At 66.0% G+C, this 24,125-nt stretch carries 20 protein-coding genes; 8 read left to right on the forward strand and 12 right to left on the reverse strand.

Translation table 11 applies throughout. The features are described 5' to 3' along the window. Positions 1-214: 214 nt before the first annotated feature. Complete coding sequence (locus ACQR1B_RS33110; RefSeq protein ID WP_434836903.1) at positions 215-2,038, reverse strand: aminopeptidase P family protein; 1,824 nt, start codon at positions 2,036-2,038, stop codon at positions 215-217. 453 nt (positions 2,039-2,491) lie between these two features. Beyond that, complete coding sequence (locus ACQR1B_RS33115; RefSeq protein ID WP_434836904.1) at positions 2,492-3,388, reverse strand: 50S ribosomal protein L11 methyltransferase; 897 nt, start codon at positions 3,386-3,388, stop codon at positions 2,492-2,494. A gap of 267 nt (positions 3,389-3,655) precedes the next feature. On the opposite strand from ACQR1B_RS33115, the gene ACQR1B_RS33120 reads away from it, so the two are divergent. Then, a complete protein-coding gene (locus tag ACQR1B_RS33120) occupies positions 3,656-3,820 on the forward strand; it encodes a Flp family type IVb pilin (protein WP_434836905.1) in 165 nt (54 codons plus the stop codon). Positions 3,821-4,020: 200 nt separating this feature from the next. Here the strand turns inward: ACQR1B_RS33120 and ACQR1B_RS33125 are convergent, their stop codons facing one another. Then, a complete protein-coding gene (locus ACQR1B_RS33125; protein WP_434836906.1) occupies positions 4,021-5,622 on the reverse strand; it encodes a phytoene desaturase family protein in 1,602 nt (533 codons plus the stop codon). Positions 5,623-5,827: 205 nt separating this feature from the next. Here ACQR1B_RS33125 and ACQR1B_RS33130 point away from each other — a divergent pair, with 205 nt between their 5' ends. From ACQR1B_RS33130 to ACQR1B_RS33145, 4 genes are all read left to right on the forward strand, one after another. Next, the gene (locus ACQR1B_RS33130; RefSeq protein ID WP_434836907.1) at positions 5,828-8,107 is read left to right on the forward strand and encodes a fused MFS/spermidine synthase; all 2,280 of its coding nucleotides are present in this window, start codon (positions 5,828-5,830) and stop codon (positions 8,105-8,107) included. A gap of 538 nt (positions 8,108-8,645) precedes the next feature. Beyond that, entirely contained in the window at positions 8,646-9,599 is a 954-nt protein-coding gene (locus tag ACQR1B_RS33135) for a sugar-binding protein (RefSeq protein ID WP_434836908.1), read from the forward strand. 137 nt (positions 9,600-9,736) lie between these two features. Next, positions 9,737-11,257 carry a sugar ABC transporter ATP-binding protein gene (locus ACQR1B_RS33140; RefSeq protein WP_434836909.1) on the forward strand — a complete coding sequence of 507 codons (1,521 nt, stop codon included), beginning with the start codon at positions 9,737-9,739 and terminating at the stop codon, positions 11,255-11,257. Further along, positions 11,250-12,275: an ABC transporter permease gene (locus ACQR1B_RS33145; protein WP_434836910.1), complete on the forward strand. Its 1,026-nt coding sequence runs from the start codon at positions 11,250-11,252 to the stop codon at positions 12,273-12,275. Before ACQR1B_RS33140 ends, ACQR1B_RS33145 begins: the two co-directional genes overlap by 8 nt. Positions 12,276-12,338: 63 nt before the next feature. On the opposite strand, the gene ACQR1B_RS33150 is transcribed toward ACQR1B_RS33145, so the two are convergent. Then, complete coding sequence (locus ACQR1B_RS33150) at positions 12,339-13,130, reverse strand: L,D-transpeptidase (protein ID WP_434836911.1); 792 nt, start codon at positions 13,128-13,130, stop codon at positions 12,339-12,341. 319 nt (positions 13,131-13,449) lie between these two features. Here ACQR1B_RS33150 and ACQR1B_RS33155 point away from each other — a divergent pair, with 319 nt between their 5' ends. After that, positions 13,450-13,800 (forward strand): hypothetical protein, encoded by a 351-nt coding sequence (locus ACQR1B_RS33155; RefSeq protein WP_434836912.1) that lies wholly within the window; start codon positions 13,450-13,452, stop codon positions 13,798-13,800. Between the two features lie 29 nt (positions 13,801-13,829). Here ACQR1B_RS33155 and ACQR1B_RS33160 read toward each other — a convergent pair whose 3' ends face one another. Both ACQR1B_RS33160 and ACQR1B_RS33165 read right to left on the reverse strand, forming a co-directional pair. Further along, positions 13,830-14,591, reverse strand: a complete 762-nt coding sequence (locus ACQR1B_RS33160) for an ABC transporter permease (protein WP_434836913.1) — start codon at positions 14,589-14,591, stop codon at positions 13,830-13,832. Further along, the gene (locus ACQR1B_RS33165; protein ID WP_434836914.1) at positions 14,591-15,508 is read right to left on the reverse strand and encodes an ABC transporter ATP-binding protein; all 918 of its coding nucleotides are present in this window, start codon (positions 15,506-15,508) and stop codon (positions 14,591-14,593) included. The genes ACQR1B_RS33160 and ACQR1B_RS33165 overlap by 1 nt, the downstream gene beginning before the upstream one ends. Before the next feature lie 275 nt (positions 15,509-15,783). On the opposite strand from ACQR1B_RS33165, the gene ACQR1B_RS33170 reads away from it, so the two are divergent. Further along, positions 15,784-16,509 (forward strand): hypothetical protein, encoded by a 726-nt coding sequence (locus ACQR1B_RS33170; RefSeq protein WP_434836915.1) that lies wholly within the window; start codon positions 15,784-15,786, stop codon positions 16,507-16,509. Positions 16,510-16,625: 116 nt separating this feature from the next. Further along, the gene (locus ACQR1B_RS33175) at positions 16,626-17,654 is read left to right on the forward strand and encodes an alpha/beta fold hydrolase (protein ID WP_434836916.1); all 1,029 of its coding nucleotides are present in this window, start codon (positions 16,626-16,628) and stop codon (positions 17,652-17,654) included. 11 nt (positions 17,655-17,665) lie between these two features. Here the strand turns inward: ACQR1B_RS33175 and ACQR1B_RS33180 are convergent, their stop codons facing one another. From ACQR1B_RS33180 to ACQR1B_RS33205, 6 genes are all read right to left on the reverse strand, one after another. Then, the gene (locus ACQR1B_RS33180; RefSeq protein WP_434836917.1) at positions 17,666-18,289 is read right to left on the reverse strand and encodes a methyltransferase family protein; all 624 of its coding nucleotides are present in this window, start codon (positions 18,287-18,289) and stop codon (positions 17,666-17,668) included. 41 nt (positions 18,290-18,330) lie between these two features. Further along, complete coding sequence (locus ACQR1B_RS33185; protein ID WP_434836918.1) at positions 18,331-19,356, reverse strand: NAD-dependent epimerase/dehydratase family protein; 1,026 nt, start codon at positions 19,354-19,356, stop codon at positions 18,331-18,333. Beyond that, positions 19,356-19,907 (reverse strand): DUF962 domain-containing protein, encoded by a 552-nt coding sequence (locus ACQR1B_RS33190; protein ID WP_434836972.1) that lies wholly within the window; start codon positions 19,905-19,907, stop codon positions 19,356-19,358. Before ACQR1B_RS33190 ends, ACQR1B_RS33185 begins: the two co-directional genes overlap by 1 nt. A 251-nt stretch (positions 19,908-20,158) precedes the next feature. Then, entirely contained in the window at positions 20,159-20,821 is a 663-nt protein-coding gene (locus tag ACQR1B_RS33195) for an OmpA family protein (protein ID WP_434836919.1), read from the reverse strand. Continuing rightward, the gene (locus ACQR1B_RS33200) at positions 20,821-21,237 is read right to left on the reverse strand and encodes a hypothetical protein (RefSeq protein WP_434836920.1); all 417 of its coding nucleotides are present in this window, start codon (positions 21,235-21,237) and stop codon (positions 20,821-20,823) included. The genes ACQR1B_RS33195 and ACQR1B_RS33200 overlap by 1 nt, the downstream gene beginning before the upstream one ends. Positions 21,238-21,356: 119 nt before the next feature. Continuing rightward, positions 21,357-23,930, reverse strand: a complete 2,574-nt coding sequence (locus tag ACQR1B_RS33205; RefSeq protein WP_434836921.1) for an ATP-dependent helicase — start codon at positions 23,928-23,930, stop codon at positions 21,357-21,359. Between the last annotated feature and the right edge of the window lie 195 nt (positions 23,931-24,125).

The following is a 24,125-nucleotide window of genomic DNA, read 5'->3' on the forward strand; positions in this document are numbered from 1 at the left end:
TTCGATGAGCGGGGAGAGGAAACGGAACGATGGCCGCTGGCCTCAAGTCACCGCGCCTCTCCTCGACTCTACCAAAGGTGCGGCCGTGCTGTCTCCCCATGCGAGGTCGCGGTGGCGCCGTGCCCACCGTCGCGCAGTGGAATGCGCTGATGCGCGGTGGGCACGCGACGACTTTCGGCGTCGCTTTGCCCACCCTACGGCTCGGCCCAGTCCGCTACAGCGGCGCGGTTGCCTGGTCGAGCCAGTGCTGGTCGGCCTCGTCGAGCGACGCGCGAACAATGTCCCTGACGCGGGCATGATAGGCGTCGAGCCAGGCCCGCTCCTCGGCGCTGAGCATCGCCACGTCGATCAGCCGGCGATCGATCGGCGCCAGCGTCAGCGCCTCGAACCCGTTCATCGGCTTTTCGGCGCCGGGGATATCCCTGGGCACGACCAGCTCGAGATTCTCGATGCGGATTCCGAACGCGTCGGTCTTGTAGTAGCCGGGCTCGTTGGACAGGATCATGCCGCGCTTCAGCGGCGTGGTGCCGAGCTTGGAGATCCGCGCCGGACCCTCGTGCACCGACAGATAGCTGCCGACGCCGTGGCCGGTGCCGTGCTCGAAATCGATGCCCGCCTGCCACAGGAACTGCCGCGCCAGGGTGTCGAGCTGGGCGCCGGTGGCGCCGTCCGGGAAGGCCGCGCGGGCGATCGCGAGATGCCCGCGCAGCACGCGGGTGAAGCGGTCGCGCATCTCCTCGGTCGGCGTGCCCACCGCGATCGTGCGCGTGACGTCGGTGGTGCCGTCCTCGTACTGCGCGCCGGAATCGATCAGCAGGAGATCACCGGGCATGATGCGGCGGTTGCTCTTGCGGGTGACGCGATAATGCACGATGGCGCCGTTGGGACCGGTGCCGGAGATGGTCGGAAACGAGACGTCCTTGAGCGCGCCGGTGTCGCGGCGAAAACTCTCCAGCGCCTCGACGGCGTCGATCTCCGTCAGGGAGCCCTTCGGCGCCTCGCGATCGATCCAGGCCAGAAAGCGCGCCAGGGCTATGGCGTCGCGCCGGTGCGCGCGCCGCGTGCCCTCGATCTCGACGGCGTTCTTGGCTGCCTTGAGCAGGCTGACCGGATCGGCGCCGCGCACCGCCTTGCCGCCGGCCCCCTGGATCAGCCGCGTCAGCGCGTCCGCGGCGGTGGCGCTGTCGAGCGCGATGGCTGCTCCGGTTTGCGCGAGCTCCGTCAGGCGCGGCGACAGCATGTCCGGCTCGGCCACCTCGGCGCTCTGTTCGAGATGATCGCGCGTCAGGTTCGAGAGCTTGCGGGAATCGATGAAGATGGTGGGGCGCCCCGTCTTCGGCACCAGCGCGTAGGACAGCGGCAGCGGCGTGTGGGAGACGTCGCTGCCGCGGATGTTGAAGGTCCAGGCGACGTTGTGGGAATCCGACAGCACCAGCGACTCGACGCCGAGCCGTTCGATCTCCTTGCGGATGCGTGCGAGCTTCTCGGCCTCGACCTCGCCTGACAATCCCGCGCCGTGAACGGACACCGCGCCGAGCGGCGGCAGCGGGCGCTCACTCCAGATGCTGTCGATCGGATTGGTCTCGACCGGCACGAGTTCGGCGCCGGCCTTGGCGCAGGCGGCCGCGAAGCGCTCGGCGGCGGCTGTCGTATGCAGCCACGGATCGAAGCCGACGCGGTCGCCGCGCTGCAGATGGCCGGTCAGCCAGCTCTCGGGCGGCGGCTCGATCAGCGATTCCACCGTCCACGCCTTGCCGTCGACCTGCTTGCTGGCCTGCAGGGTGTAGCGGCCGTCGACGAAGATCGCGGCTTGTTGCGGCAGCACGATCGCAAGGCCGGCCGAGCCGGTGAAGCCGGTCAGCCATGCCAGCCTCTCCTCCGACGGCGGCACATATTCGTTCTGCTGCTGGTCGGCGCGCGGCACGATGAAGCCGGTGAGCTTGGCGCTTGCCAGCTCCTCGCGCAGAGCGGCAAGCCGCGCCGTGAGCGCCACACCGGTTTCGGGTTCTTCGAACGTCTGGAACAGAGCTTCGAACATCGGTCTCATACTTTAGGCGGTGAGTCTCGTCTGCGACAGATACTCATCCAGTTGACGGTGCAGTGCACGAAGAATCTCCTTGCATTCGCTTGTGCAAAAAGATTTGCTGTCGCACGCCGGTCATCCGCAAGAGATGTCGCGAGGAAACGTTTGGATGTTGCGACCACGATCGTAAAGATCAACCACGGTCGCCAAATCCGGGGAGTGCCTCAACTCAATGGCGAGGGGGTGCGCGATGCCTGCTTTTACCTTCGAGAAACTGTCGGCGCCGACGCCACGCGCACCGGCTCCAGCACCCGTCGAGAAGCCGCGCAGTGCGCTGGCCGATCTCGTCAACCGTCTCGTCGAACCGCGATTGCGACGTGCGCCGCGTGATCAGTCCGAATCCGCCTCCCAGCAGAGCCAGCCGAAAACGTAGAAGACTTAACGGGCGAGACGTCACCTGATCCTCGTTCACAGCCGCCTCTGCAACAGCAGGCTGCTCCATCCTTCGATTCTCAGATGCCGGACTGGAACCACGCCGCGCGCCCGATAGGCGGCGACAACCGCGCGTGATTGCGGCGTCAGCAGGCCGGACAGGATGACGAAAGCGCCGGGTGCCAGATGGCGCTGCATCGGCGCGGCCAGCTGCCGCAGCGGATTGGCCAGGATGTTGGCCAGCACCAGGTCGAACGGGCCGCCTTCGGCAAATTCCTGCGCGGCAAAGCCCGTGGCGCGGATCACCTGGACCAGGGGTCCCGCGCCGTTGAGCCGGGCATTGTCCCGCGCGACCTTGACGGACGGCGCATCGATGTCGCTGGCCAGCACGGAACGGTGGGTCGCCTTGGCCGCGGCGATGGCGAGCACGCCGGTGCCGGTGCCGAGGTCCAGCACGCGCCGTGGCGAGCGGCTCTTCAGGACATGGTCGAGCAGCAGCAGGCAGCCGCGGGTGGTGCCGTGATGGCCGGTGCCGAAGGCGAGCGCCGCCTCGATCTCGATCCCGAGCTTGTTGCCGGGCACGCGCTCACGGTCGTGGGCGCCATGAACCATGAAGCGGCCGGCCGGTACCGGGACGAGGTCGTCCAGGCTGGCCTTGACCCAGTCCTTGGCTTCGACCGCCTCGAACGTCAGGTTCTGGGCCACATCGGCGCCAGCCGCCCCGCCGACGAGCTCACGCACCAGCGCCTGGTCGGGCGGATCGGCGAAATGAACCGTGACGTCCCAGCGCCCGTCCGGCCGCTCGAAGGCGGCAACGGCTGCATCGCCCTCGAAGAACACCTCGGTCAGGATATCCACCGCCGGCCGCGCGGCCGCCTCGTCCGCGACCGTGAAGCTGGCTTTGTGGGTCGCAGGCGTCGTGGATGATGTCATCTGGTTGGGTCCGGGCTGATTTCGATGGCGTGGTTAAGCAATCTGACCGCCAGTGCAAGCTCCTTGGCGCGAATCTGCCCCGTTTTTGCGCAGCCATTGATTGTATTTGGGTGTGGGGATCACTCGTCTAAAATACGTCCGGCAATTGCTGCAAAATACGCCGCGACTTGAGCCGGGCTCATTATCTCAACTTTAGGTTCTCCTGAGCTAGGGTTCCCGCGTTGGGAACCGGCTGCCCTCGGTTCCCGGTTGGGAAACGAGGTACAGATGAAAACCCTTCTCTCGAAGTTCTTGCGTGACGAATCCGGCGCGACCGCCATCGAATACGGTCTGATCGCAGCCGGCATTTCCCTGGCGATCATCGCAGCGGTGAACGGGCTGGGCTCCTCGCTCAGCAGCAAGTTCGACTCCATCAACACGTCGTTGAAGTGACGTCTCAAGCGATACGGCGCTCTCGACGGACCGGGCCCTGGTGCCCGGTTTTTCGTTTCTGAGGGCGGATTTCCACAGCCTGGCTCCCGCGATTCCCGCAGGTATTGCACAGCCTTCGGGGCGCTTTTTCCCCATGGTCGATCGCCTCAGGTCCACAGCTTTTCCACAGGCTTGCTCGCAGGCCTTTCCACCGTCCGTCCTCAGCCGAACGGGGCGCGGTGGTCGGCCAGAATCGCCCGGGCCGCATTGTGGCCGGGTGCGCCGGTGACGCCGCCGCCGGGATGACTGCCCGATCCGCAATGGTAGAGACCCTTCAGAGGCGAACGATAGTCGGCATGACCCAGCATCGGCCGGGCCGAGAACAGCTGGTTCAAAGTCAATGCGCCGTGGAAGATGTCGCCGCCGAGCAGCCCGAACTGGCGTTCCAGATCCAGCGGCGACAAGACCTGCCGGCCGATCACGCTGGCCGCAAAGCCAGGCGCATAGCGATCGACGGTCGCGATCATGAGGTCGGCCACCTCGTCGCGATGATCGTCCCAGGAGCGGCCGTCCGGCAGCTCCGGCGCGACATGCTGGCAGAACAGGCTGGCAACATGCTGCCCCGCGGGCGCCAGCGTGGCGTCGAGCGTGGATGGGATCAGCAGTTCGACAACCGGATCGCGGCTCCAGCCCTGCGCGCGAGCATCGAGATAGGCCTGGTCCATGTAGCCGAGGCTGGGCGCCAGGATGATGCCGGCTGAAAGATGGTCGCCGTCGCCGGGCAGGGCGCTGAACGAGGGCAGGCGGCTCAGCGCCACGTTCATGCGGAACGTTCCGGAGCCGTTGCGCCAGTTTCGTATCCGGCTCAGGAACGGCGCGGGCAGGGCGCCTCCCGGCACCAGCCGCGTATAGAGCAGTTTCGGATTGACGTTGGCGACGACGTAACGGGCGCGGATGGCGCGGCCGTCCTCCAGCACGACGCCGACGGCGCGATCGCGCTCGACGATCACCTCGCGGACGCCGCAGTCCAACTGGACCAGTGTTCCCAGCTCCTTCAGCGCGCGCGCCATGGCCTGCGTGATTGCGCCCATGCCGCCGATGGCGTGGCCCCAGACGCCCTTCTTGCCGTTCACCTCGCCGAAGGCATGATGCAGCATCACATAGGCCGACCCGGCCGCGTAGGGGCTGGCATAGTTGCCGACGATGGCGTCGAAGCCGAACAGCGCCTTCACCAGGTCGGTCTCGAAGATCTCGTCGAGCATCTCGCCGGCCGAGCGCGTGAACAGATCCAGCAGGTCGCGCTGCTGCTCCAAGGACAGCGCGCGCAGCGTGTTGGCGGTGCCGAGCGCGTTGAACGCCTCGCGGATCGCGGGCAAGCCGAATTGGGCCACCAGGTTCGGCGGCGCCCGCAGCACCAGGCTGCGCAGCACGTCCGCGATCGCCTCGAGCCGCGCCGAGAACGGGCCGATCGCATCGGCATCCCCGGGGCTCAGCCGCGCCACCGAGGCCTTCGTGCGGCCCTCGCCGGTCAGCAGATAGCGGCCATCGGGGGACGGCAGAAAATTCTGCGCACGGCGCTCGACGATCTCGAGCCCGTGGTCGTGCAGCCGGAGGTCGGAGATGACGCGCGGATTGAGCAGGCTCACCGTGTAGGACGCGACGGAGTTGCGGAAGCCGGGGTGAAACTCCTCGGTGACGGCGGCGCCGCCCACCACCTTGCGGCGTTCGACCACATGCACGCGCAGGCCGGCCATCGCGAGATAGGCCGCACAGGTCAGGCCGTTATGGCCCGCGCCGATGATGATCGCGTCGGTCTCGTTCATGTCCGCTTCAAAAAGCCCTGATTAATGACCGCAGGTGCCGTCGTTCGGGAACCTCGACTGGTGCTGTCGCCCCGGAGCGGCGCCGCGTCAAGGAAAACTCGGTTTTGCCACGGCTGCTCGCCATACCGCCCTTCGATCCGCTATGTGTCGTCTGCACGCCGCGGTCTGGCCCTCGGACCTGACGCCGGCCGCCGCTGGAGTTGCCATGACCTCAATCGCCTCGTCCGTCGCCGTCGCTCAGCCTTCCGCCGCACGCAACCGGCTGGTGCTCGTCGTCTACACCGCCGCGATCTTCGTCAGCGCGCTGCTGCTGTTCTCGGTGCAGCCGCTGTTCACCAAGATGGTGCTGCCGCGGCTCGGCGGCTCTCCGGCAGTCTGGTCGGTGGCGATGGTGTTCTTCCAGACACTGCTGCTGGCGGGCTATGCCTATGCGCATTTCCTCACCCAGCTGCCCAGCCGGGTGCTTCCGATCGCGATCCATCTGCTGTTGCTCGGCTTCGCCATCCTGACGCTGCCGCTGTCGATCGCGGGTCATTGGGGTGATCCGCCGAATTCGGGCTATGGGCTGTGGCTGCTCGGCCTGTTCACCGTGTCGATCGGCTTGCCGTTCTTCGCGCTCGCCGCCAACAATCCGCTGTTGCAGGCTTGGTTTGTTCGCACCGGTCATCCGGCCGGCCCCGATCCGTACTTCCTCTATGCGTCGTCGAACATCGGCAGCTTTCTGGCGCTGCTGTCCTATCCGCTGCTGATCGAGCCGATCTTCAGCCTGCGCACGCAGAACCTGATCTGGACCGGTGGCTACGCCGTGCTGATCGCGTTGATCGCCGGCTGTGGCGTGCTGCTGCTGCGTTCGCCGGTCACCGTTGCGAGCCTGCTGCACGGCGATGACAGCGCCGCGCCGGCGCCGCGCTGGCTGCTGCGCCTGCGCTGGATCTTCCTCGCCGCCGTGCCTTCGGGCCTGCTGATCGCGGTGACCGCGCACATCTCGACCGACGTCGCGGCGGCGCCCTTGCTGTGGGTGCTGCCGCTGTCGCTCTATCTGTTGACCTGGGTGCTGGTGTTCCAATCGCGGCCGCTGCTGCCGCACAAATGGATGCTGGCGCTGCAGCCGCTCGCGATCGCCGGCGTCGTCATGCTGCTCGCCTTCGGCGGCGAGCAGAACCTCGCGTTGACGCTCGGCGGCCACCAGCTCTGCTTCTTCGTGATCGCGATGGCCTGCCATGGCGAGCTCGCACGCACGCGTCCGGCCGCAAAATATCTCACCGGCTTCTACGTCGCGCTGTCGTTCGGCGGCATGGTCGGCGGCCTGTTCGCGGGGCTGATCGCGCCCTACACCTTCTCGTGGGTCGCCGAATACCCGATCCTGCTGGCGCTGGCCGCGCTGTGCCGCCCGGCGGCCGGCGAGCGGCTGCCGAAGCTCACGCGCTGGTACTGGATCGCGCTGGCTGCGATCGCGCTCGCGCTGCTGGTGCCGGCCGCGATGACCGGCAAGGTCACGACCTATCTGGAGGAGCACCGCGTCTATGTTGCGGGCGCAGTGGGCGCGCTGGCGGCACTGATCGCGCTGCTGCTCAACGCCGGCCGTTGGAAGGTGTTTGCGACCGCGGCACTCGCGCTGGTGCTGATCCGCGCCTATCCGGCCGACGACGGCCGCGTCGAAACGGTGCGCAGCTTCTTCGGCGTGCACAAGATCGTGGTGACGTCCGATGGCCATTACCACGTGTTGATGCACGGCACGACCATCCACGGCGCGCAGAAATATCTCAATGCCGACGGCTCCAAGGCGACGGGCCGTCCCGAGCCGATCACCTACTATCACAAGGACGGCGGCATCGGCCGTGCGATCAGCGCGATCCGCGAGCGCAAGGGCGCGCCGTTGAAGGTCGCCGTCATCGGCGTCGGCGCCGGCACGCTCACCTGCGCCGCCGAGCCCGGCGAGAGCTGGAACTATTTCGAGATCGACCAGACCATGGTCGATACCGCCAGCGATCCGAAATATTTCAGCTACATCAGGAACTGCGCGCCCGACTTCAAGCCCGTGATCGGCGACGCCCGGCTGACCTTCGCCAAGGAGCCGGACGGGGCTTACGACCTCATCATCGTCGATGCCTATTCGTCCGATGCGATCCCGATCCATCTGGCAACCGAGGAGGCGATGGCGATCTACAAGGCCAAGCTGGCGCCGCAGGGCGCGGTGGTGATGCACGTCTCCAACCGTCACCTGGAGCTCGAGAGCGTCGTCGTCGGCATCGCCGATGCCAACGACCTGAAGAGCTGGGTCTACAACGAGGACTCCGGCCGCGACGACGAGTACATCTTCTCCACCGACGTCGTCATCAGCGCGCGCGAGGAGGCGGATGTCGGCAAGCTGGCGGCCTCGGACAAATGGACGGAGACCGAGCCGACCGACGGCGAGCGGGTCTGGACCGACGACTATTCGAACATTCTCGGCGCGGTGTATCGGCGGCTGCGCGACGGCGAATAGCGGGCGACGCGCGGTTCGCGCGCTCCGGCGTCGACCGCGTCATCGTGGAATCTCGCGCGACCGATTGAGAGGTGCGTGCCTCGGCTGGAGCTGGACGTCGGTTGCAATGCCGCAAGGCAACCCCACGGACGCCGTCCATCATCAGACGTACTGCATCGCAAAACAGCGGTGTTTCTTGCTTTATGCACGGGCATCTGTTGCACGCCTGAGATGACCATGCTACCTTGAGGTGCGCCCCTCATTCGAGGCCCGGGCCAACCTTCGTCAGGCGGGCTGCGTTTGGGGCGCGCACGTCTAGCCAACTTCAGTAGTCAATTTCACTAGCCAACTTCAGACGACATCCGAGCGGCGAGGGGCCGGTCCGATCGCGCCGAGCAGAGCGAAACTCACTCGGCGCTGTCAGGACTCAACCATGCGTGTTGTCTCGTCTGGGCCGCAGCGGCTCCTTCGGGCAAGAGATGTCTGTCGAGCGTATCTGTCGTGACCACAAAAATGCCGGCTGCATGAAAGCAAGCCGGCTTCACATGGGAGGGGTTCGATGAAGCGTCTTTGGATTGCCGGTGCGTCTGCCTTGTTGTCGATGGCGCTCGGTGTCGGCTCGGCGGGAGCCGCGGACAAGAAGGTACTTGCCTTCGTGGTCAACGGCGCGTCCGATTTCTGGAAGATCGCCGAGGCCGGGCTCAAGAAGGCGCAGGGCGAACTTCCCAACTATAATCTGCAGCTCAAATATCCCGAGCAGGCCGCAGCCGCCGTGCAGCAGCGGATGCTCGATGATCTCGTCGCGGCCGGGGCTGCCGGAATCATGGTGAGCGCCGTCGATCCGAAGAACCAGACCGAGCACCTCAACAAGGTCGCCGCGCAGACGGTGCTCTTCACCACCGACAGCGACGCGCCGCAATCGAAGCGCATCGCCTATATCGGCTCCTCCAACACCGAGCTCGGCAAGGATGCCGGTAAGCTGATGCTCAAGGCGCTGCCGAACGGTGGCAAATGCGTTGGCTTCGTCGGTCTGCCCGGCGCCGACAATGCGCGCGAGCGCATCGAAGGCGTGAAGGAGACCATCAAGGGCTCCAAGATCGAGCTGGTCGACGTCCGCGGCGACGAGATCGATCAGACCCGTGCCAAGCGCAACGTCGAGGACATCCTGGCCAAGATGCCCGATGTCAGCTGCCTGGTCGGCTTCTATTCCTACAATACCCCGCGCATCTACGAGGTGCTGAAGGAGGCGGGCAAGCTCGACAAGATCAAGATCATCGGCTTTGACGAGGATCCGATCACGCTCGGCGGCGTCAACGAGGGCAGCATCGTCGGCACCGTGGTGCAGCAGCCGTTCGAGTGGGGCTATCAGGGCATGAAGCTGATGGCGAAGGCCATCGAAGGCGACAAGTCCGGAATTCCCGCCAACGGCATCATCATCGTGCCCGGCAAGGTCATCGACAAATCGAATGTCGGGGACTTCATGGCCCAGATGAAGCAGATGTTGCAGAAGTAGAAGATGTAAGGGAGTGCCGGCACTGCCTGCAGTCCGGCCGTCGAAAGCAGCCCAACCGGCGGATGGTCTCATCCCGCCGGTTGGCTTTGCGATTGGTCCCGTCACGCTGGCGACGTCGGTCTGAATGCAAGCCCCCCATGGCAGAGCCGTTTCTCGAACTGGTCGACATCAGCAAGATCTATCCCGGCGTGGTCGCGCTCGACCACGTCAGCTTTGCCGTGGCGCCCGGTGAAGTGATCGCGCTTGTCGGCGAGAATGGTGCCGGAAAGTCGACCTTGATGCGCGTGCTCGGCGGCGTCGTCGCGCCGAGCGGCGGTCTGATCCGGGTCGATGGGGCCGAACGTCCGGCGTTGAGCGTCACGGATGCGATCAAGGCCGGAATCGCCTTCGTTCACCAGGAACTCAATTTGTTCGACAATCTTGATGTCGCCGCCAATGTCTTCATCGGCCGCGAGCCGGTCTATGGCGGCCCGTTGAAGCTGATCGATCGCAAGCGGCTGCACGCCAAGGTGCGGCCGCTGCTCGAACGCCTGGGGGCGGATTTTGCCGCCGATGCGCCGTTGGCCTCGCTGTCGCTGGCGCAGCGCCAGCTGGTCGAGATCATCAAGGCGTTGTCGCTCGATGCTCGTCTCGTCATCATGGATGAGCCGACCTCCAGCCTGACCTTGACCGAGACGGACCGGCTGATGCAGGTCATCGCCGGCCTGAAGGCCGAGGGCGTCAGCGTCATCTTCATCACGCATCGGCTGAACGAGGCGCAGCAATGCGCCGACCGCGCGATGGTGCTGCGCGACGGACGCATGGTCGGCGCGCTGGCGCGCTCCGAGCTCACGCCGGCGGCGATGATCCGGCTGATGATCGGGCGCGATCTCAAATCGCTCTACGTGCCGCCGGCGGCGCCTCCGGGCGACACGGTGCTCGACATCGTCGACGCCGTCACCCAGACCTATCCGGAGCGGGCCGTCAGCCTGCAGGTCCGCCGCGGCGAAATCCTCGGGCTTGCGGGCCTCGTCGGCTCGGGACGCACCGAACTGGCGCGCGCCATTTTCGGTGTCGATCCATTGCAGGGCGGCGGCATCAGGCTCGAGGGCGAGCCGATCCGCATTTCCACGCCGCGCGCGGCGATCGCGCATGGCGTCTACCTGATCCCGGAGGACCGCAAGGCGTGCGGCCTGCTGCTCGACCTCTCGATCGCCGAGAACATCTCGCTGCCCGACCTTGCGTCCTATTTGCGCTGGTTCCTGGTGGACACAGAGCGCGAGACTTCGAACGCGAACGGCCTGCGCGAGCAGCTCAAGATCCGCGCGCCCGACGTCGCGACCCCGGCGGCGGCGCTGTCTGGCGGCAATCAGCAGAAGGTCGTGCTCGCCAAATGGCTGTCGATGCGGCCGAAGGTCCTGATCTTCGACGAGCCGACCCGTGGCGTCGATGTCGGAGCGAAGCAGGAGATCTACGAGATGCTGCGCCGGCTGACCGATGCCGGCGTCGCCATCCTGATGATCTCGAGCGACATGGAGGAGGTGATCGGGGTGAGCGACCGGATTGCGGTGATGCACGAGGGCGCGATTTCGGGCTTTCTGACGCGCAGCGAGTTCAGCGAGCACCATGTGCTGAAGCTTGCCGTTGGCGAAACGATCGAGGTGAGGGACCGTGCGTAAGAAAGATCTGAGCCTGCTGGTCCTGATCCTCGTGGTCGGCGCGGTCGTCACCCTGATCAACCCGCGCTTCCTGTACGCCGGCAATCTGTCCAACACCGCCAACCAGATCGGGATGTTCGGCATCTTCTCCATTGCGGAGGCCTGCGTCATCATCATCGGCGGTATCGAGCTGTCGGTCGGCTCGGTGATCGCGCTGCTGGGCGTGCTGTTCATCGACCTGATCGTCAACCATGACGTCGACTGGATCCTGGCCCTCGGGCTCATCTTTGCCGGTGGACTTGCGATCGGGGCCGCGCACGGCACGCTCGTCACCAAGATGAAGATCCAGCCCTTCGTGGTCACGCTCTGCGGGCTTCTGATCTATCGCGGCGCGGCGCGCTACTACACGGAGGATGCCACCGCCGGGTTCGGGTTCGGCGCGAGCTTTCCGATGCTCGAATGGCTGACCGCCGGCCGCACCAACGTGCTCGGCTTTCCGTTGCCGCACAGCGTGGTGGCGCTCGCCATCGTCACGGCCATTGCATGGGTGGTGCTGCATCGTTCGGTGTTCGGCCGCTATCTCTACGCGGTCGGCAAGAACGAGGAGGCGGCGCGCTACTCCGGCATCCGTTCCGATCGCGTGGTGATCGCGGCCTACGTGATCTGCGGCGGGCTGACCGCGCTGTCCGCGGTGCTGATCGCGATGTACACCCGCTCGATTTCGCCGGCGGTGCACGGCTCGTTCTATGAGCTCTACGCGATCGCCGCGGCCGTGCTCGGCGGCTGCTCGCTGCGCGGTGGGGAAGGCTCGGTCATCGGCGTCGTGCTGGGGACGATCCTGCTGCAGGTGCTGCAGAACCTGGTCAACCTGCTCGGCATTCCGAGCTCGCTGAACTTCGCCGTGATGGGGACCGTGATCCTGATCGGTGTGCTCGCCGACCAGTATTTCGTGCAGCGCCGCAAGCATGCGCCGGCGGTCCGCGGGCAGGCCGCTGCCGGATCCACGCCGGCCGCGCTGGAACGCGTCAGCGCCGAATGAATGCGGATGGCTGGGTGGAGCCGGATGCCGCAAAGCGGGCCCGGCCCCACCGCTCGGCCGGGATCAGTTCTGGTAGGTGTAGAAGCCGCGCGGCTGATAGGGCCGCGGCTGGTAGTAGCGCGGCTGCGCGTAGCTCGGATTGCCGTTGTCGTAATCATACGACGGCTGCTGCTGCGGATAGGCCTGGGCGTCGTAGACGCGGCGGGCGGTGCCGCGCGGCGCCGGATAGCGCACGCCATTGTCGGTGCCGTCGGCCGGATAGATGTAGCCGTCGTCCGCGCGCGCCTGCGGAACGACCGGGCGGCCGGGCAGCAATTGCGGCTGCGGCGTCAGCACGACCGGCTCGCCATTGTCCTCATATTGCGGCTGCTGAATCTCGCGGCGTGCCACGGCAGTGCCGCGACGTGGATTGCGCGCCAGCGCGACCTCGGCCGATCCTGTCAGGGTCACCGTGGTGTTGAGCACGCCGTCCTTCTCCACAAGCGCGTAGAGCGTGGCGGCATTGGCTTTCGACAACCGGACGCAGCCATGGGAGGCGGGCATGCCGAGCCGGCCCTCCGAGTCGGTGCCGTGAATGGCGTGCCCGACCTTGGTGAAGAAGATCGAGTGCGGCATCGGCGCGTCGTCGAATTCCTTGGAAAAGTGATCGGCTTCCATGCGGAAGGCCCGGAAGGTGCCGCTCGGGGTCTCGCGCGAGGGGATGCCGCTCGACACCGGCCAGCGATAGCGCTCCACGCCATCGACCGCGACGGTCATGATCTGGTTGTTCTTATCGACGGTGATGTCGATTTTCGCCAGAGCCGGCGTGCCCGACAGCAGCATGAGACCTGCAAGTGCAAATAAAGTGGTACGCATGTAACCTCTGGCCTCCAGGCTCTCGACGTGGCGAGGCCTCAGAACGGGTACGTTGAAAACGCCGCGCATCATCGTCACGGCCTGCACTATGTCGGAAATCGGGGCTTTGTTCCAGCCAAGGGCGCCCTCAACCTTAATGGCGTGCGCATTTCGCGCATAGTCTCCCGCACGTTCATCTGGCTGACATTCTCGCGAGCGACAATCGCGTGTCGGGCCGGTGTTTAGGACCTCTCTAATCCGCCCATTCGACACCGCCGTGCAACTTTTTCGCCGCATCTGCGTTTCAACCATTCCTTCCATGCGGTTCCCAGGATTCAAAATGTTGACGATGAAGGCGAAGACGGCGGTGCTCGACGATCGCGCTCCGCAGAAGCTGACCTATGCGCTCGCCGCGCTCGCGCTTCTCACCCTTGCGCTGGCATGGCTGGCGCTGCCGCAGTTCGCTCATGCCCAGGGCATCATCCGCGGCGCTCATGAAGGGGCCCACGAAGGCAACAGGATCGCAGGACCGGTGGGCGGTGTCGTTGGCGGCGCCGTCGGCGCGGGAGTCGGCGGAGTGGTCGGTGGCGTCGAGGGTGTTCTCGGTATTCCGCACCGGTCGTATTATCACCGCCATTATCACTGCCGCGGCTATCGCGACGGCTATGGCCACTTTCGCTGCTACCGCTGAGCCGAACCTGGATTTGAGGCGGCGCCGGCTCAGCGCTTGAGCCGGTAGCCGGTCTTGAAGATCCACCAGATGATGGCCATGCAGATCACCAGGAACGCCAGCGTCATCGCGACGCTGATTTCCACCCTGACGTCGGCGATCTCGTAGAAGCTCCAGCGGAAGCCGGAGATCAGATAGACGACCGGGTTGAGCAGCGCGATCGTGTGCCAGGCCGGCGGCAGCATGTTGACCGAGTAGAAGCTGCCGCCGAGAAACGTCAGCGGCGTCACCACCAGCATCGGAATCATCTGCAGCTTCTCGAAACCGTCGGCCCAGATGCCGATGATGAAGCCGAACAGGCTGAAGGTGACGGCGGTGAGCACCAGGAACGTCAGCATCCACACCGGATGCTGGATGTGCAGCGGCACGAACAGCCCGGCCGTGGCCAGGATGATCAACCCGAGAATGATCGATTTGGTGGCGGCCGCGCCGACATAGCCGAGCACGATCTCGATGGGCGAGATCGGCGCCGACAGGATCTCGTAGATCGTGCCGATGAATTTCGGGAAGTAGATCCCGAACGAGGCGTTGGCGATGCTCTGCGTCAGCACCGACAGCATCACCAGTCCCGGCACGATGAAGGTGCCGTAACTGACGCCCTGGACCTCGCTGATGCGCGAGCCGATCGCAGCACCGAACACCACGAAATAGAGCGAGGTCGACACCACCGGCGACACGATGCTCTGCAGCAGCGTGCGCCAGGTGCGCGACATCTCGAACTTGTAGATTGCGGCGACCGCGCGAAAATTCATTACCGCACCAGGCTCACGAAGATGTCTTCCAGCGATGATTGTTTGGTTTCGAGATCGGCGAAGCGGATGCCCGCGGCCCTGAGATCGCTGAGCAGGCTGGTGATGCCGGTGCGCTCGCCCTTGGTGTCGTAGTCGTAGGCGAGCCGCCAGCCGTCGTCCGACAGCGTCAGATGATAGGGCGCCAGCGCCTCGGGAATGGCGTCGATCCGGTGCTGCAGATGCAGGCTCAGCCGCTTGCGGCCGAGCTTGGCCATCAGCTTGGCCTTGTCCTCCACCAGCACGATCTCGCCCTTGTTGATGACACCGACGCGGTCGGCCATCTCCTCGGCTTCCTCGATGTAATGCGTGGTGAGAATGATGGTGACGCCGGCGGCCTTGAGTTCGCGCACGACGTCCCACATCCCCTTGCGCAGCTCGACGTCGACGCCGGCCGTCGGCTCGTCCAGGAACAGCACCCGCGGCTCGTGCGACAGCGCCTTGGCGATCATGACCCGGCGCTTCATGCCGCCGGACAGCGTCATGATCTTGGCGTCCTTCTTGTCCCAGAGCGACAGGTCCTTGAGGATCTTCTCGATCAGGGCCGGGTTCTTCGGCTTGCCGAACAGGCCGCGGCTGAAGCTCACGGTCGCCCACACGCTCTCGAACGAATCGGTGTGCAGCTCCTGCGGCACCAGCCCGATCATCGCCCGCGCCGCGCGATAGTCGCCATCGATATCATGGCCGCCGACCGCGACCTTGCCTGCGGAGGCGTTGACGATGCCGCAGACGATGCTGATCAGCGTGGTCTTGCCGGCGCCATTGGGGCCGAGCAGCGCGAAGATCTCGCCGGGCTCGATGGCGAGATCGATATTGTTGAGCGAGGTGAAGCCCGAAGGATAGGTCTTCGAGAGGCCGGTGACGGAAATGACGGGAGACATTCGACGGATTCGATGCGATTCGGGAAACTGCGCGGTCGGTCTCCGCGGGGCAGGGCGAAGCGCACAGATAGGGACGTCGATGCTCTCCCGCAATCACAGCGGCGGCGGTCGATCGTGTCGCTCGTCGGGTTTTTTTGCGGCCGAATTGGGCAAGTGTGGCCGCGCGGTCACGTCTGAGCGATGAACGCGCCCCGCGACGCCTGACGATGTTGCGTCTGCGAGCGCCTCGGGTACGGTTCGCGCCGTCTCGACAGTTCCACGGTGGAGAAGGACCGATGACGCCGCGCGCCAGTACCGTTCGAACCCTTGCAAGACGCAGCCTTTCGGCGCGCTGGTTTGGCATGGCCGCGTTGGCGCTCGCGCTGGCGCTACCGCTCGGGACCGCATCGGTTCGCGCCGCGCCGAGCCAGGCCGCTGCCAGCGCGGCCGGCACGACGCATGTCTACCTGTTGCGCGGCGTCCTCAACATTTTCTCGCTCGGGCTCGACGACATCGCCGCCAAGCTCGATTCGCAGGGCATCCCGAACACGGTCGCCAACTTCGTGTCCTGGTCGTCGCTGGCTGACGAAGCGGCGGCCGCTTATCGCGCCGGCCGCGTCAAGACCATCATCCTGGTCGGCCATTCCTCCGGCGCGACCGCGCTGCCGGACATGATCAACAAGCTCGGCCAGCTCGGCGTGCCGGTGAAGCTCGCGATCGGCCTGGATTCCGTGTTCAAGACCAAGCTGGTCGGCGGCAACGCCGAGCGCTACATCAATTTCTACATCGCCAGCGGCGCCGGCGAGCCGGTCCGCCGCGCCGATGGTTTCCGCGGCAAGCTCGAGAATGTCGACGTCCAGTCGGTTCCCGGCGTCGGTCACGTCACCATCGAGAAGAACCAGGTCATGCAGCAGAAGGTGATCGGCGCGATCGACGCGGTCGTGTTCGGCGGCAAGGGCCGGCCGGCGGCGCCGCCGACCCGTATGGCCGCCCCGCAGCCTGCGGCTACCGGATACCGCTAAGCCGGCGGCGGCCCGTCCGGCATGCCCCAAAATGCTCCCATTCGGCAACGACAAGCGGTATGGCAGGGTGACATGACCCTGCTCGATCAAAGTTCTGAGCTGTCCCGGGAGCGCGGATGACCGGCGTGTCGCGAATCGCGAAGGGCTGCCGCCGTGCAGCCCAGGCTGCAGCTGAGCTCGCGGCCGGCCGCTGGCTGCCCGCGCTGCTGATCGTGGGGCTCGCCGCGTCCACCCTCCCGCAGACCGCCGGAGCCGCGTCGGCCACCGCGCCCACCCGATCTGCCAAGGCCGCCACGCAGCCGGCGCCCGCGGCCATCCGTTCGGCGCCCACCCCACCCGCCGAGGCGCCCCAGCCGCTGCCGCCGCCGCGGGTCTACCTGTTCCGCGGCGCGCTCGGGCCGCTGTTCTCCACCGGCATGGACCGCCTGGCCGAGAAGATCGAGCAGGCCGGTTATCGGGCCAATGTCTATGAATTCACGCTGTGCGACCTGATCGAGCTCCAGGTGGCCAAGAACTACCGCCAGGAGCCGGGGCCGATCGTGCTGATCGGCCATTCGATGGGCGGGCTGTGCGGCGTCCGCATCGCGATCGCGCTGCAGGAGCAGAACATTCCGGTCAGCCTCGTCGTCACCATCGACCCGGCCCATGCGACCAAGAGCGTGCCGCCGAACGTGCAGCGCTTCATCAACCTGTTCCTGTCGGACAACATTCTCGGCGGCGGCGACGTCAAGCCGGAGCCGGGCTTCCGCGGCCATTACGCCAGCTTCGACATGAAGGATCATGACGAGGTCACGCACATCAACATCGACAAGATGGAGGACGTGCATGCCCAGCTGGTGGCGATGATCAGCCAGCTCTCGCAGACCTCGGCCACCGCCGAGGCCGACCCGGTGCCGCTGCGCTATCTGGTGCCGCCGACGGCGTCGGTGGAGCTGTGGGACAGCGGCACCGCGCTGGCGGTGCGGCCGGGCGAGACCCTGGACCAGATCGCCGCCAATTACCGCGTTCCGCTCTGGGCGCTGCAGCAGTCCAACCGCGGCCTCGCCGCCCAGCCGCTGGTGCCGGGCCAGCGCATCATCCTGCCGCGGCATCTGCTGCCGCAGGCCGCCAGTCCGCCGCAGCCGGAAGTGGCCGTCCGGCGCTGAGCGCTCTGCGGTCAGCCCGGCGGCAGGAACGGAATGATCATCGGCACGCGCCGGCAGTAGGTGACGTAGTCAGGGCCGAGCTCCTGGCCGAGGAAGCCCTCTTCCATCTTGGCCTTCCAGGTCATGCCGAGCGAGATCAGGATCGCGCCGAGCACGGCGCTGATGGTGCCCACAGCAAGACCGGTCGCGAGCATGCCGAGGATCAGGCCGGTGTAGATCGGATGGCGGACCATGCCATAGGGACCGGTATCGATGACCTTGTGGCCTTCCTTGTGGGTGATCGCGTTCGACCAGAAGCGGCCGAGATGGATGCGCGCCCACCAGGTGAAGGCGATTCCGGCCAGGGTCACCACGGTCAGCAGATAGACGCCGGTCTCGCCCGGGTTCCAGAACGGTCTCTCGCCGAGCAGGCGCGAGGTCCAGGGCGTGAACAGGATACCGCCGAGCACGATCAGCGCGTGATAGCGGCTGGTCTTGATCACGGTCACATGCTTGCGGGTCCGCCCCGACCAGAACGAGGCCCCGACCCAGCTCGCGAGCCAGATCAGCCAGATGATGGCGAGCAGCGAGGTGGGCCAGGTGGTGGTCCACCCGTTGAACGCAAACGACGAGACGGGGTTGGCATCACCGGACATGTCTTGGCACCGTTATGAGACGTGGGACCGGCTGCTCTTAGCTATTCGGCCGCGGTGCGAAAAGGGTGTTGTTTCTCGTCGAGCCGCTTGCCCTGCTCGGTATCGAGCAGGAAGGCGATGGTCTCGCGCAGGGTCGGCTCGATCGGGCGCGGTACATAGCCAAGCTCGCGCTTGGCCCGGTCGATCGACAGGTCCGAGGCCGACCGGGCGATCCGCACGCCCTCGGCGGTGCCGGATGGGCAGCGCTTGGTGAGGTGATCGGAGACGAATTCCAGCATCCCCGCGGACAGTTCGGCGAACCGGCCGGGCACCGAGATCGCCACATGCTTGCGGCCGCTGATCGCCGCCATCAGGTCCAGGATGCGGCCGAGCCGCAGGCTCTCGCCGCCGAACACGTAGCGGCCTCCGACCTTGCCGCGCTCCATGGCCAGGATCAGGCCGGTGGCGACGTCGCGGACGTCGACCAGATTGACGATGAAATCGAGATAGAGCTGGACCCGGCTGTCCAGGAAGTGACGCAGCATCGCCGACGGCGGTGTCAGGTTGCTGTCATGTGGTCCGATCGGCATCGTCGGCGTGCCCACCACGACGGGGAACCCGTCCGCGGCCGCAGCCATGGCGCGTTGCTCGGCCAGCGCCTTGGAGCGGGTATAGGCGCCCGGCATGGCGTCGGCCGGCGGCGCGGTCGGCGCCGATGCCGCGCCGGTCGAGCCCGGATAGTCGAACAGGATGGATTCGGTCGAACAGTGCAGGAAGCGGCGGACCCGGCCGGCGCGCGCCGCCGCCAGCACCGTTTCAGTGCCGCTGCAGTTGACGCGGTAGAAATCCTCGCGGTCCGGCATCCACATGCCCGGCAGTCCGGCCAGGTGATAGACCTGATCGACGCCGGCGACCGCCTGCCTCACCAGGCCCGCATCGAGCACCGAGCCTTCGATGTACTCCACCTCGGCGATCATGTGCGTCGGACAGCGGATGTCGAGCACACGCACCTCGGCGCCCCGCGTTGCGAGCGCAGAGACGAGGTGATGTCCGATAAATCCGCTGCCGCCGGTGACGAGGACTTTCATTAGGGACGCGAGTGCTGATCGCCTTGAAGGTGGTCCGATGCGAGCCGAGCCGGCGACCCGCCGGGCGTGACGAGATCAGCCACCGAAGGCGTAAATCCCAGCGCCACGTACAATTTCGCCATCACGAACATCGGTCCAAGAAAGAGATGCGCCGGATGATCCAGCAGAGACGGGTTGTTGCGCTCGAACAGCTTGTGGCCGACGGCCTGCGACACCAGACCGAGGATCACGAGCGCGGCACACAGGGCCCAGAGGGCAAATCCGTGGACGTGATCGGCAATCATCATGGCCACAGAAAGGAAGAGAACGGCAAAGGCGAGAATGCCGGCGCCGAGTGCGGCGTCGAGCAGCAGCCAGTAGATCAGCACCGGCAGCGCCAGAACGGCGCCAAGGCTGATGCGGATACCGAACGCGTCGAAATGCCACAAGCTCAAGGGGAGCACCGCGCCCAGGAACAGCAGGATGATCCCGAGCACGTGCATCAGGCCGTTGCGCGGATCGCGATGATATTCGACGTAGTCGATCATCTGGCGTCGGAACATGGCGTTCATGGCTGGCTCACTCGTCACTGAGATCGACCACCGCTCAATCGACGGCCGTAAACATGGGGCTATACCATCAAGCGGCTGCATCGACAAACCGGCAATCGCGGCCCTTCCATCCGCCCAACGCAGCCGTGACGCGATCCAACAACGGGTTCCATTCGCGCCGACGGGCCGCGCTTACCGGCACAATATCCCATGATAGGAAGTCGCGCCGCGACCGCCTGGGGTTCATGGCCTTCGCGCAGGGCGCGATGGCATCACTTGCGATGCTTGCGCGGGGCCTGCTTGCCGGGCGCTGCCGCAGCAGGTGCCGGGGGCGGTGCTGCGACCTCTTCGGCGGCCTTCGCGACCGTCATGATCTGGATCTGCTGATTGACCGGCGCGGTCGGCTTGGACGGATCGAGCAGCTGCTCCTCGCCGAGTCCTATGGATTGCAGGCGCTTGACCGAGATCTTGAAGGTGTTCGCGAGGATGTCGCGGATCGCGTCGGCGCGGCGCTGGCTCAGGATGACGTTGGACTCGCGCTTGCCGTTGGCTTCGACGTGGCCAACGATCAGGAACGTGTAGGGCAGCAGGTCGGAATACACCATCGCATCGGCGATCCGCCCGACGGTCTGGTAGGATTCCGGACGCACGATCGGCGTATCCTGGTCGAACTGGATGTCGACGTTGAAGGTCGGCAGCGTCATCAGCTCCGGCGCGATCGGCGTCCGCTTCGAGGCCGGCGGTTCGTTGCGGCTGCGAATCTTGGAGCGTTCCTGGGTCTGCTGCTTGAGCGCCGGCAGGTCGAGCGCGGCGGCGTTTTCGAAGCGGGCGAGCTGGCGCACGATGTCCTCGCGCGTCACCTCCTGCGCGCGTGCAGGTGCGCTCGCCACCGAAGCGGCGATCAGTGCGAGCAGAGATGTCGCCATCCGCCGCATCAGCGATACCCCGCCTCGCCCAGCGCCTGCTGGCAACGTGCATTGACACCGTTCGCGGTCACCAGGCACGGAATCGATTTGCTGGTTTCCTTGGTCGAGCCGCCGCACAGCTTGACGATCTCACGCTGGCAGGCGTTGGCCACCGTGACACGGGCGGCGATGCGCTTCTGGATCGCCTCGAACGCCTTGAAATAGGTCGCCTTGCACGGCGCGGAGACCACGTCCTGGTTGCGCGACAGGCATTCCTTGAGGCGGTTGGAATCGAGATTGACGCCGCGGCAATTGGCGGTGATGTCGGCGCCGCAACTCGCCGCGATCGTCCCTGCGGACTCGCCAAAGCTCATCGTCTGCGCCGCCGCAAACGACGGAACACCGAGCGCAACCACGACACTCAACAGAATGTATCCCCGGACCATGATTGCATCTCATACGATGCGCACTGCCATGGTCAAGGCCTAACGAAGGCGAAGTGTGAAGTTCGATTGCCTTGATCCGCTTGCCGCCGGGCGGGGGCAGGCCCGCCGCAGCCGTCGGGTCACGCCCGCTGCACGAAGCTGTCGACGACGTGCTTTTCGCCGGCCTTGTCGAACGCGATGGTCAGCTTGTTGCCATCGACCTTGATGACGTTGCCATAGCCGAACTTCTGGTGAAACACGCGATCGCGGGGCGCGAATTCCGACGTGGTGCCGGTGGATTTCGCCACCAGTTCGCCCTCGATCGTCAGCGGCCCGCGCTTGTTGCGGCCGAAAGTACCGCCGAACGGATCACGCCCGGAGAACGGCGACTGCTCTTCCTTGAAGCCGCCCCCCGACGAGCCGCTTGCGCCGGGGCGCCGTGCCTGCGCGCGCTGCCAGCCCGGCGTGGAATAGCTCGATCCGAACGATTCGACATTGTCGAAGCGCGAGGGGCCATAGCTGCCGGCGCCGCCCCAGCCCGAGCCGCCCTTGGACTCGGTGATCTCGACGCTCGCGGCCGGCAGTTCGTCGAGGAAGCGCGACGGGATCGTCGTGGTCCAGGTGCCATGGATGCGGCGGTTGGTGGCGAAATAGAGTTTGGCGCGACGGCGCGCGCGCGTCAGGCCGACATGGGCCAGGCGGCGCTCTTCTTCGAGGCCGGCGCGGCCCTGTTCGTCGAGCGTGCGCTGGCTCGGAAACAGCCCTTCCTCCCAGCCCGGCAGGAAGACGTTGTCGAATTCCAGGCCCTTGGCGGAGTGCAGCGTCATCAGCGACACCGCCTCCTCATCGGCGGCGCCCTCGCGATCCATCACCAGCGAGATGTGTTCGAGGAAGCCGTGCAGGTTCTCGAACTCCTCCATCGAGCGGATCAGCTCTTTCAGATTGTCGAGGCGCCCGGCCGCATCGGCCGAGCGGTCCTTCTGCCACATCTCGGTGTAGCCGCTCTCGTCGAGCACGATCTCGGCGAGCTCGGTGTGCGGCGTCACCTCGCGCTGGGCGCGCCAGCGCTCGAACTGCAGGATCAGCCCGCGCAGCGAGCCGCGCGCCTTCGGCTTCAACTCGTCGGTCTCGACCACGGCACGCGCCGCCTCGAACAGCGGGATGCGGCGCTTGCGGGCATGGTCGTGCAGCATCTGCACGGTGGCGTCACCAAGCCCGCGCTTCGGCACGTTGACGATGCGCTCGAAGGCGAGGTCGTCGGCCGGCGAGTTGATGACGCGCAGATAAGCGAGCGCATCGCGGATCTCGGCGCGCTCGTAAAATCGGGGACCGCCGATGACGCGATAGGGCAGGCCGAGGGTGACGAAGCGGTCTTCGAACTCGCGCATCTGGTAGGAGGCGCGCACCAGGATCGCGATGTCGTTGAGATGCTCGCCCTTGCGCTGCAGCTCCTCGATCTCCTCGCCGATGCCGCGCGCCTCCTCCTCCGAATCCCACGCCCCGGTGACGGTGACCTTCTCGCCCGCGACGTCCTCGGTGCGCAGCGTCTTGCCGAGCCGGCCTTCATTGTGCGTGATCAGATGCGAGGCGGCGGCGAGGATGTGTCCGGTCGAGCGGTAGTTGCGCTCCAGCCGGATCACCTTGGCGCCGGGAAAATCGTGCTCGAAGCGCAGGATGTTGTCGACCTCGGCGCCGCGCCAGCCATAGATCGACTGGTCGTCGTCGCCGACGCAGCAGATGTTCTTGGGTGCGTTCTTCTCCCTCTCCCCGCTTGCGGGGAGAGGGTCGGGGTGAGGGGGACTCTCCGCGAGCTCCGCTGTTGGAGAGTCCCCCTCACCCGGATTGCTTCGCAATCCGACCTCTCCCCGCAAGCGGGGAGAGGTGGAGGACGACGACGGCGCCTGCGACAGCAGCCGCAGCCACAGATATTGCGCGACGTTGGTGTCCTGGTATTCGTCGACCAGGATGAACTTGAAGCGGCTCTGGTACTGCCGCAGTACGTCCGGATTCTCGCGGAACAGCCGGATGCTCTCGAGCAGCAGGTCGCCGAAATCGGCGGCGTTGAGGATCTTCAGCCGCTCCTGATAGCTCGCATAGAGCTTGCCGCCCTTGCCGTTGCCGAACACGGCGGCCTCGCCCGACGGCACCTGCGACGGCGCCAAGCCGCGATTCTTCCAGCCGTCGATCAGGCCGGCCAGCATGCGCGCCGGCCAGCGCTTGTCGTCGATGTTCTCGGCCTGCAGCAGCTGCTTCAACAGCCTGATCTGATCGTCGACATCGAGCACCGTGAAATTCGACTTGAGCTGCACCAGCTCGGCATGGCTGCGCAGGATGCGGCCGGAGATCGAGTGGAAGGTGCCGAGCCACGGCATGCCTTCGACCGCCTGGCCGAGCATCTCGGCGAGCCGCGTCTTCATCTCGCGCGCGGCCTTGTTGGTGAAGGTCACCGACAGGATTTCGCTCGGCCGGGCGCGGCCCTGGCTGAGAATGTGCGCGATGCGCGTGGTCAGCACGCGGGTCTTGCCGGTGCCCGCGCCAGCCAGCACCAGCACCGGACCATCGAGGGTCTCGACCGCGTCGCGCTGCTCCGGATTGAGGCCGGCCAGATAGCGTGCGCCGCCGCTGGCTGCGGCACGCGCGCGCGCGGCGATGCCGCCCGCGACCGGCTGGTGGTCAGGCACAGGAAAAGGGCTCACGCGGTTGGGCTCGGTCATCGGCGAATCAGTCTCGTCCCTGTGATGGCATCATACGACGACATCAAAGGGTCTGCAGGAAGGAGCCCTCATAGCAGGGATTGACGGCTATATGGGGCCGTCCGAGGCGTTTTACAGCCCTAAATCGGGTCGGTAGCCGGCGTCGTGGCCGTCCGGATGCGCAATTGTTCCGGCGAATCGCGAATTTTTAGCGGC

The sequence above is a fragment of the Bradyrhizobium oligotrophicum genome, assembly GCF_051168495.1.
Lineage (GTDB): Bacteria > Pseudomonadota > Alphaproteobacteria > Rhizobiales > Xanthobacteraceae > Bradyrhizobium > Bradyrhizobium oligotrophicum_A.

What these genes read in the sequence shown, in the direction of transcription:
- ACQR1B_RS33125 (WP_434836906.1), bottom strand. Translation starts at nt 5,622, where the DNA reads ATGAACGAGACCGACGCGATCATCATCGGCGCGGGCCATAACGGCCTG.
- ACQR1B_RS33160 (WP_434836913.1), bottom strand. Translation starts at nt 14,591, where the DNA reads ATGAATTTTCGCGCGGTCGCCGCAATCTACAAGTTCGAGATGTCGCGC.
- ACQR1B_RS33170 (WP_434836915.1), top strand. Translation starts at nt 15,784, where the DNA reads ATGACGCCGCGCGCCAGTACCGTTCGAACCCTTGCAAGACGCAGCCTT.
- ACQR1B_RS33150 (WP_434836911.1), bottom strand. Translation starts at nt 13,130, where the DNA reads ATGCGTACCACTTTATTTGCACTTGCAGGTCTCATGCTGCTGTCGGGC.
- ACQR1B_RS33185 (WP_434836918.1), bottom strand. Translation starts at nt 19,356, where the DNA reads ATGAAAGTCCTCGTCACCGGCGGCAGCGGATTTATCGGACATCACCTC.
- ACQR1B_RS33180 (WP_434836917.1), bottom strand. Translation starts at nt 18,289, where the DNA reads ATGTCCGGTGATGCCAACCCCGTCTCGTCGTTTGCGTTCAACGGGTGG.
- ACQR1B_RS33205 (WP_434836921.1), bottom strand. Translation starts at nt 23,930, where the DNA reads ATGACCGAGCCCAACCGCGTGAGCCCTTTTCCTGTGCCTGACCACCAG.
- ACQR1B_RS33120 (WP_434836905.1), top strand. Translation starts at nt 3,656, where the DNA reads ATGAAAACCCTTCTCTCGAAGTTCTTGCGTGACGAATCCGGCGCGACC.
- ACQR1B_RS33110 (WP_434836903.1), bottom strand. Translation starts at nt 2,038, where the DNA reads ATGTTCGAAGCTCTGTTCCAGACGTTCGAAGAACCCGAAACCGGTGTG.
- ACQR1B_RS33175 (WP_434836916.1), top strand. Translation starts at nt 16,626, where the DNA reads ATGACCGGCGTGTCGCGAATCGCGAAGGGCTGCCGCCGTGCAGCCCAG.
- ACQR1B_RS33155 (WP_434836912.1), top strand. Translation starts at nt 13,450, where the DNA reads ATGTTGACGATGAAGGCGAAGACGGCGGTGCTCGACGATCGCGCTCCG.
- ACQR1B_RS33190 (WP_434836972.1), bottom strand. Translation starts at nt 19,907, where the DNA reads ATGAACGCCATGTTCCGACGCCAGATGATCGACTACGTCGAATATCAT.
- ACQR1B_RS33165 (WP_434836914.1), bottom strand. Translation starts at nt 15,508, where the DNA reads ATGTCTCCCGTCATTTCCGTCACCGGCCTCTCGAAGACCTATCCTTCG.
- ACQR1B_RS33140 (WP_434836909.1), top strand. Translation starts at nt 9,737, where the DNA reads ATGGCAGAGCCGTTTCTCGAACTGGTCGACATCAGCAAGATCTATCCC.
- ACQR1B_RS33200 (WP_434836920.1), bottom strand. Translation starts at nt 21,237, where the DNA reads ATGGTCCGGGGATACATTCTGTTGAGTGTCGTGGTTGCGCTCGGTGTT.
- ACQR1B_RS33115 (WP_434836904.1), bottom strand. Translation starts at nt 3,388, where the DNA reads ATGACATCATCCACGACGCCTGCGACCCACAAAGCCAGCTTCACGGTC.
- ACQR1B_RS33130 (WP_434836907.1), top strand. Translation starts at nt 5,828, where the DNA reads ATGACCTCAATCGCCTCGTCCGTCGCCGTCGCTCAGCCTTCCGCCGCA.
- ACQR1B_RS33135 (WP_434836908.1), top strand. Translation starts at nt 8,646, where the DNA reads ATGAAGCGTCTTTGGATTGCCGGTGCGTCTGCCTTGTTGTCGATGGCG.
- ACQR1B_RS33195 (WP_434836919.1), bottom strand. Translation starts at nt 20,821, where the DNA reads ATGCGGCGGATGGCGACATCTCTGCTCGCACTGATCGCCGCTTCGGTG.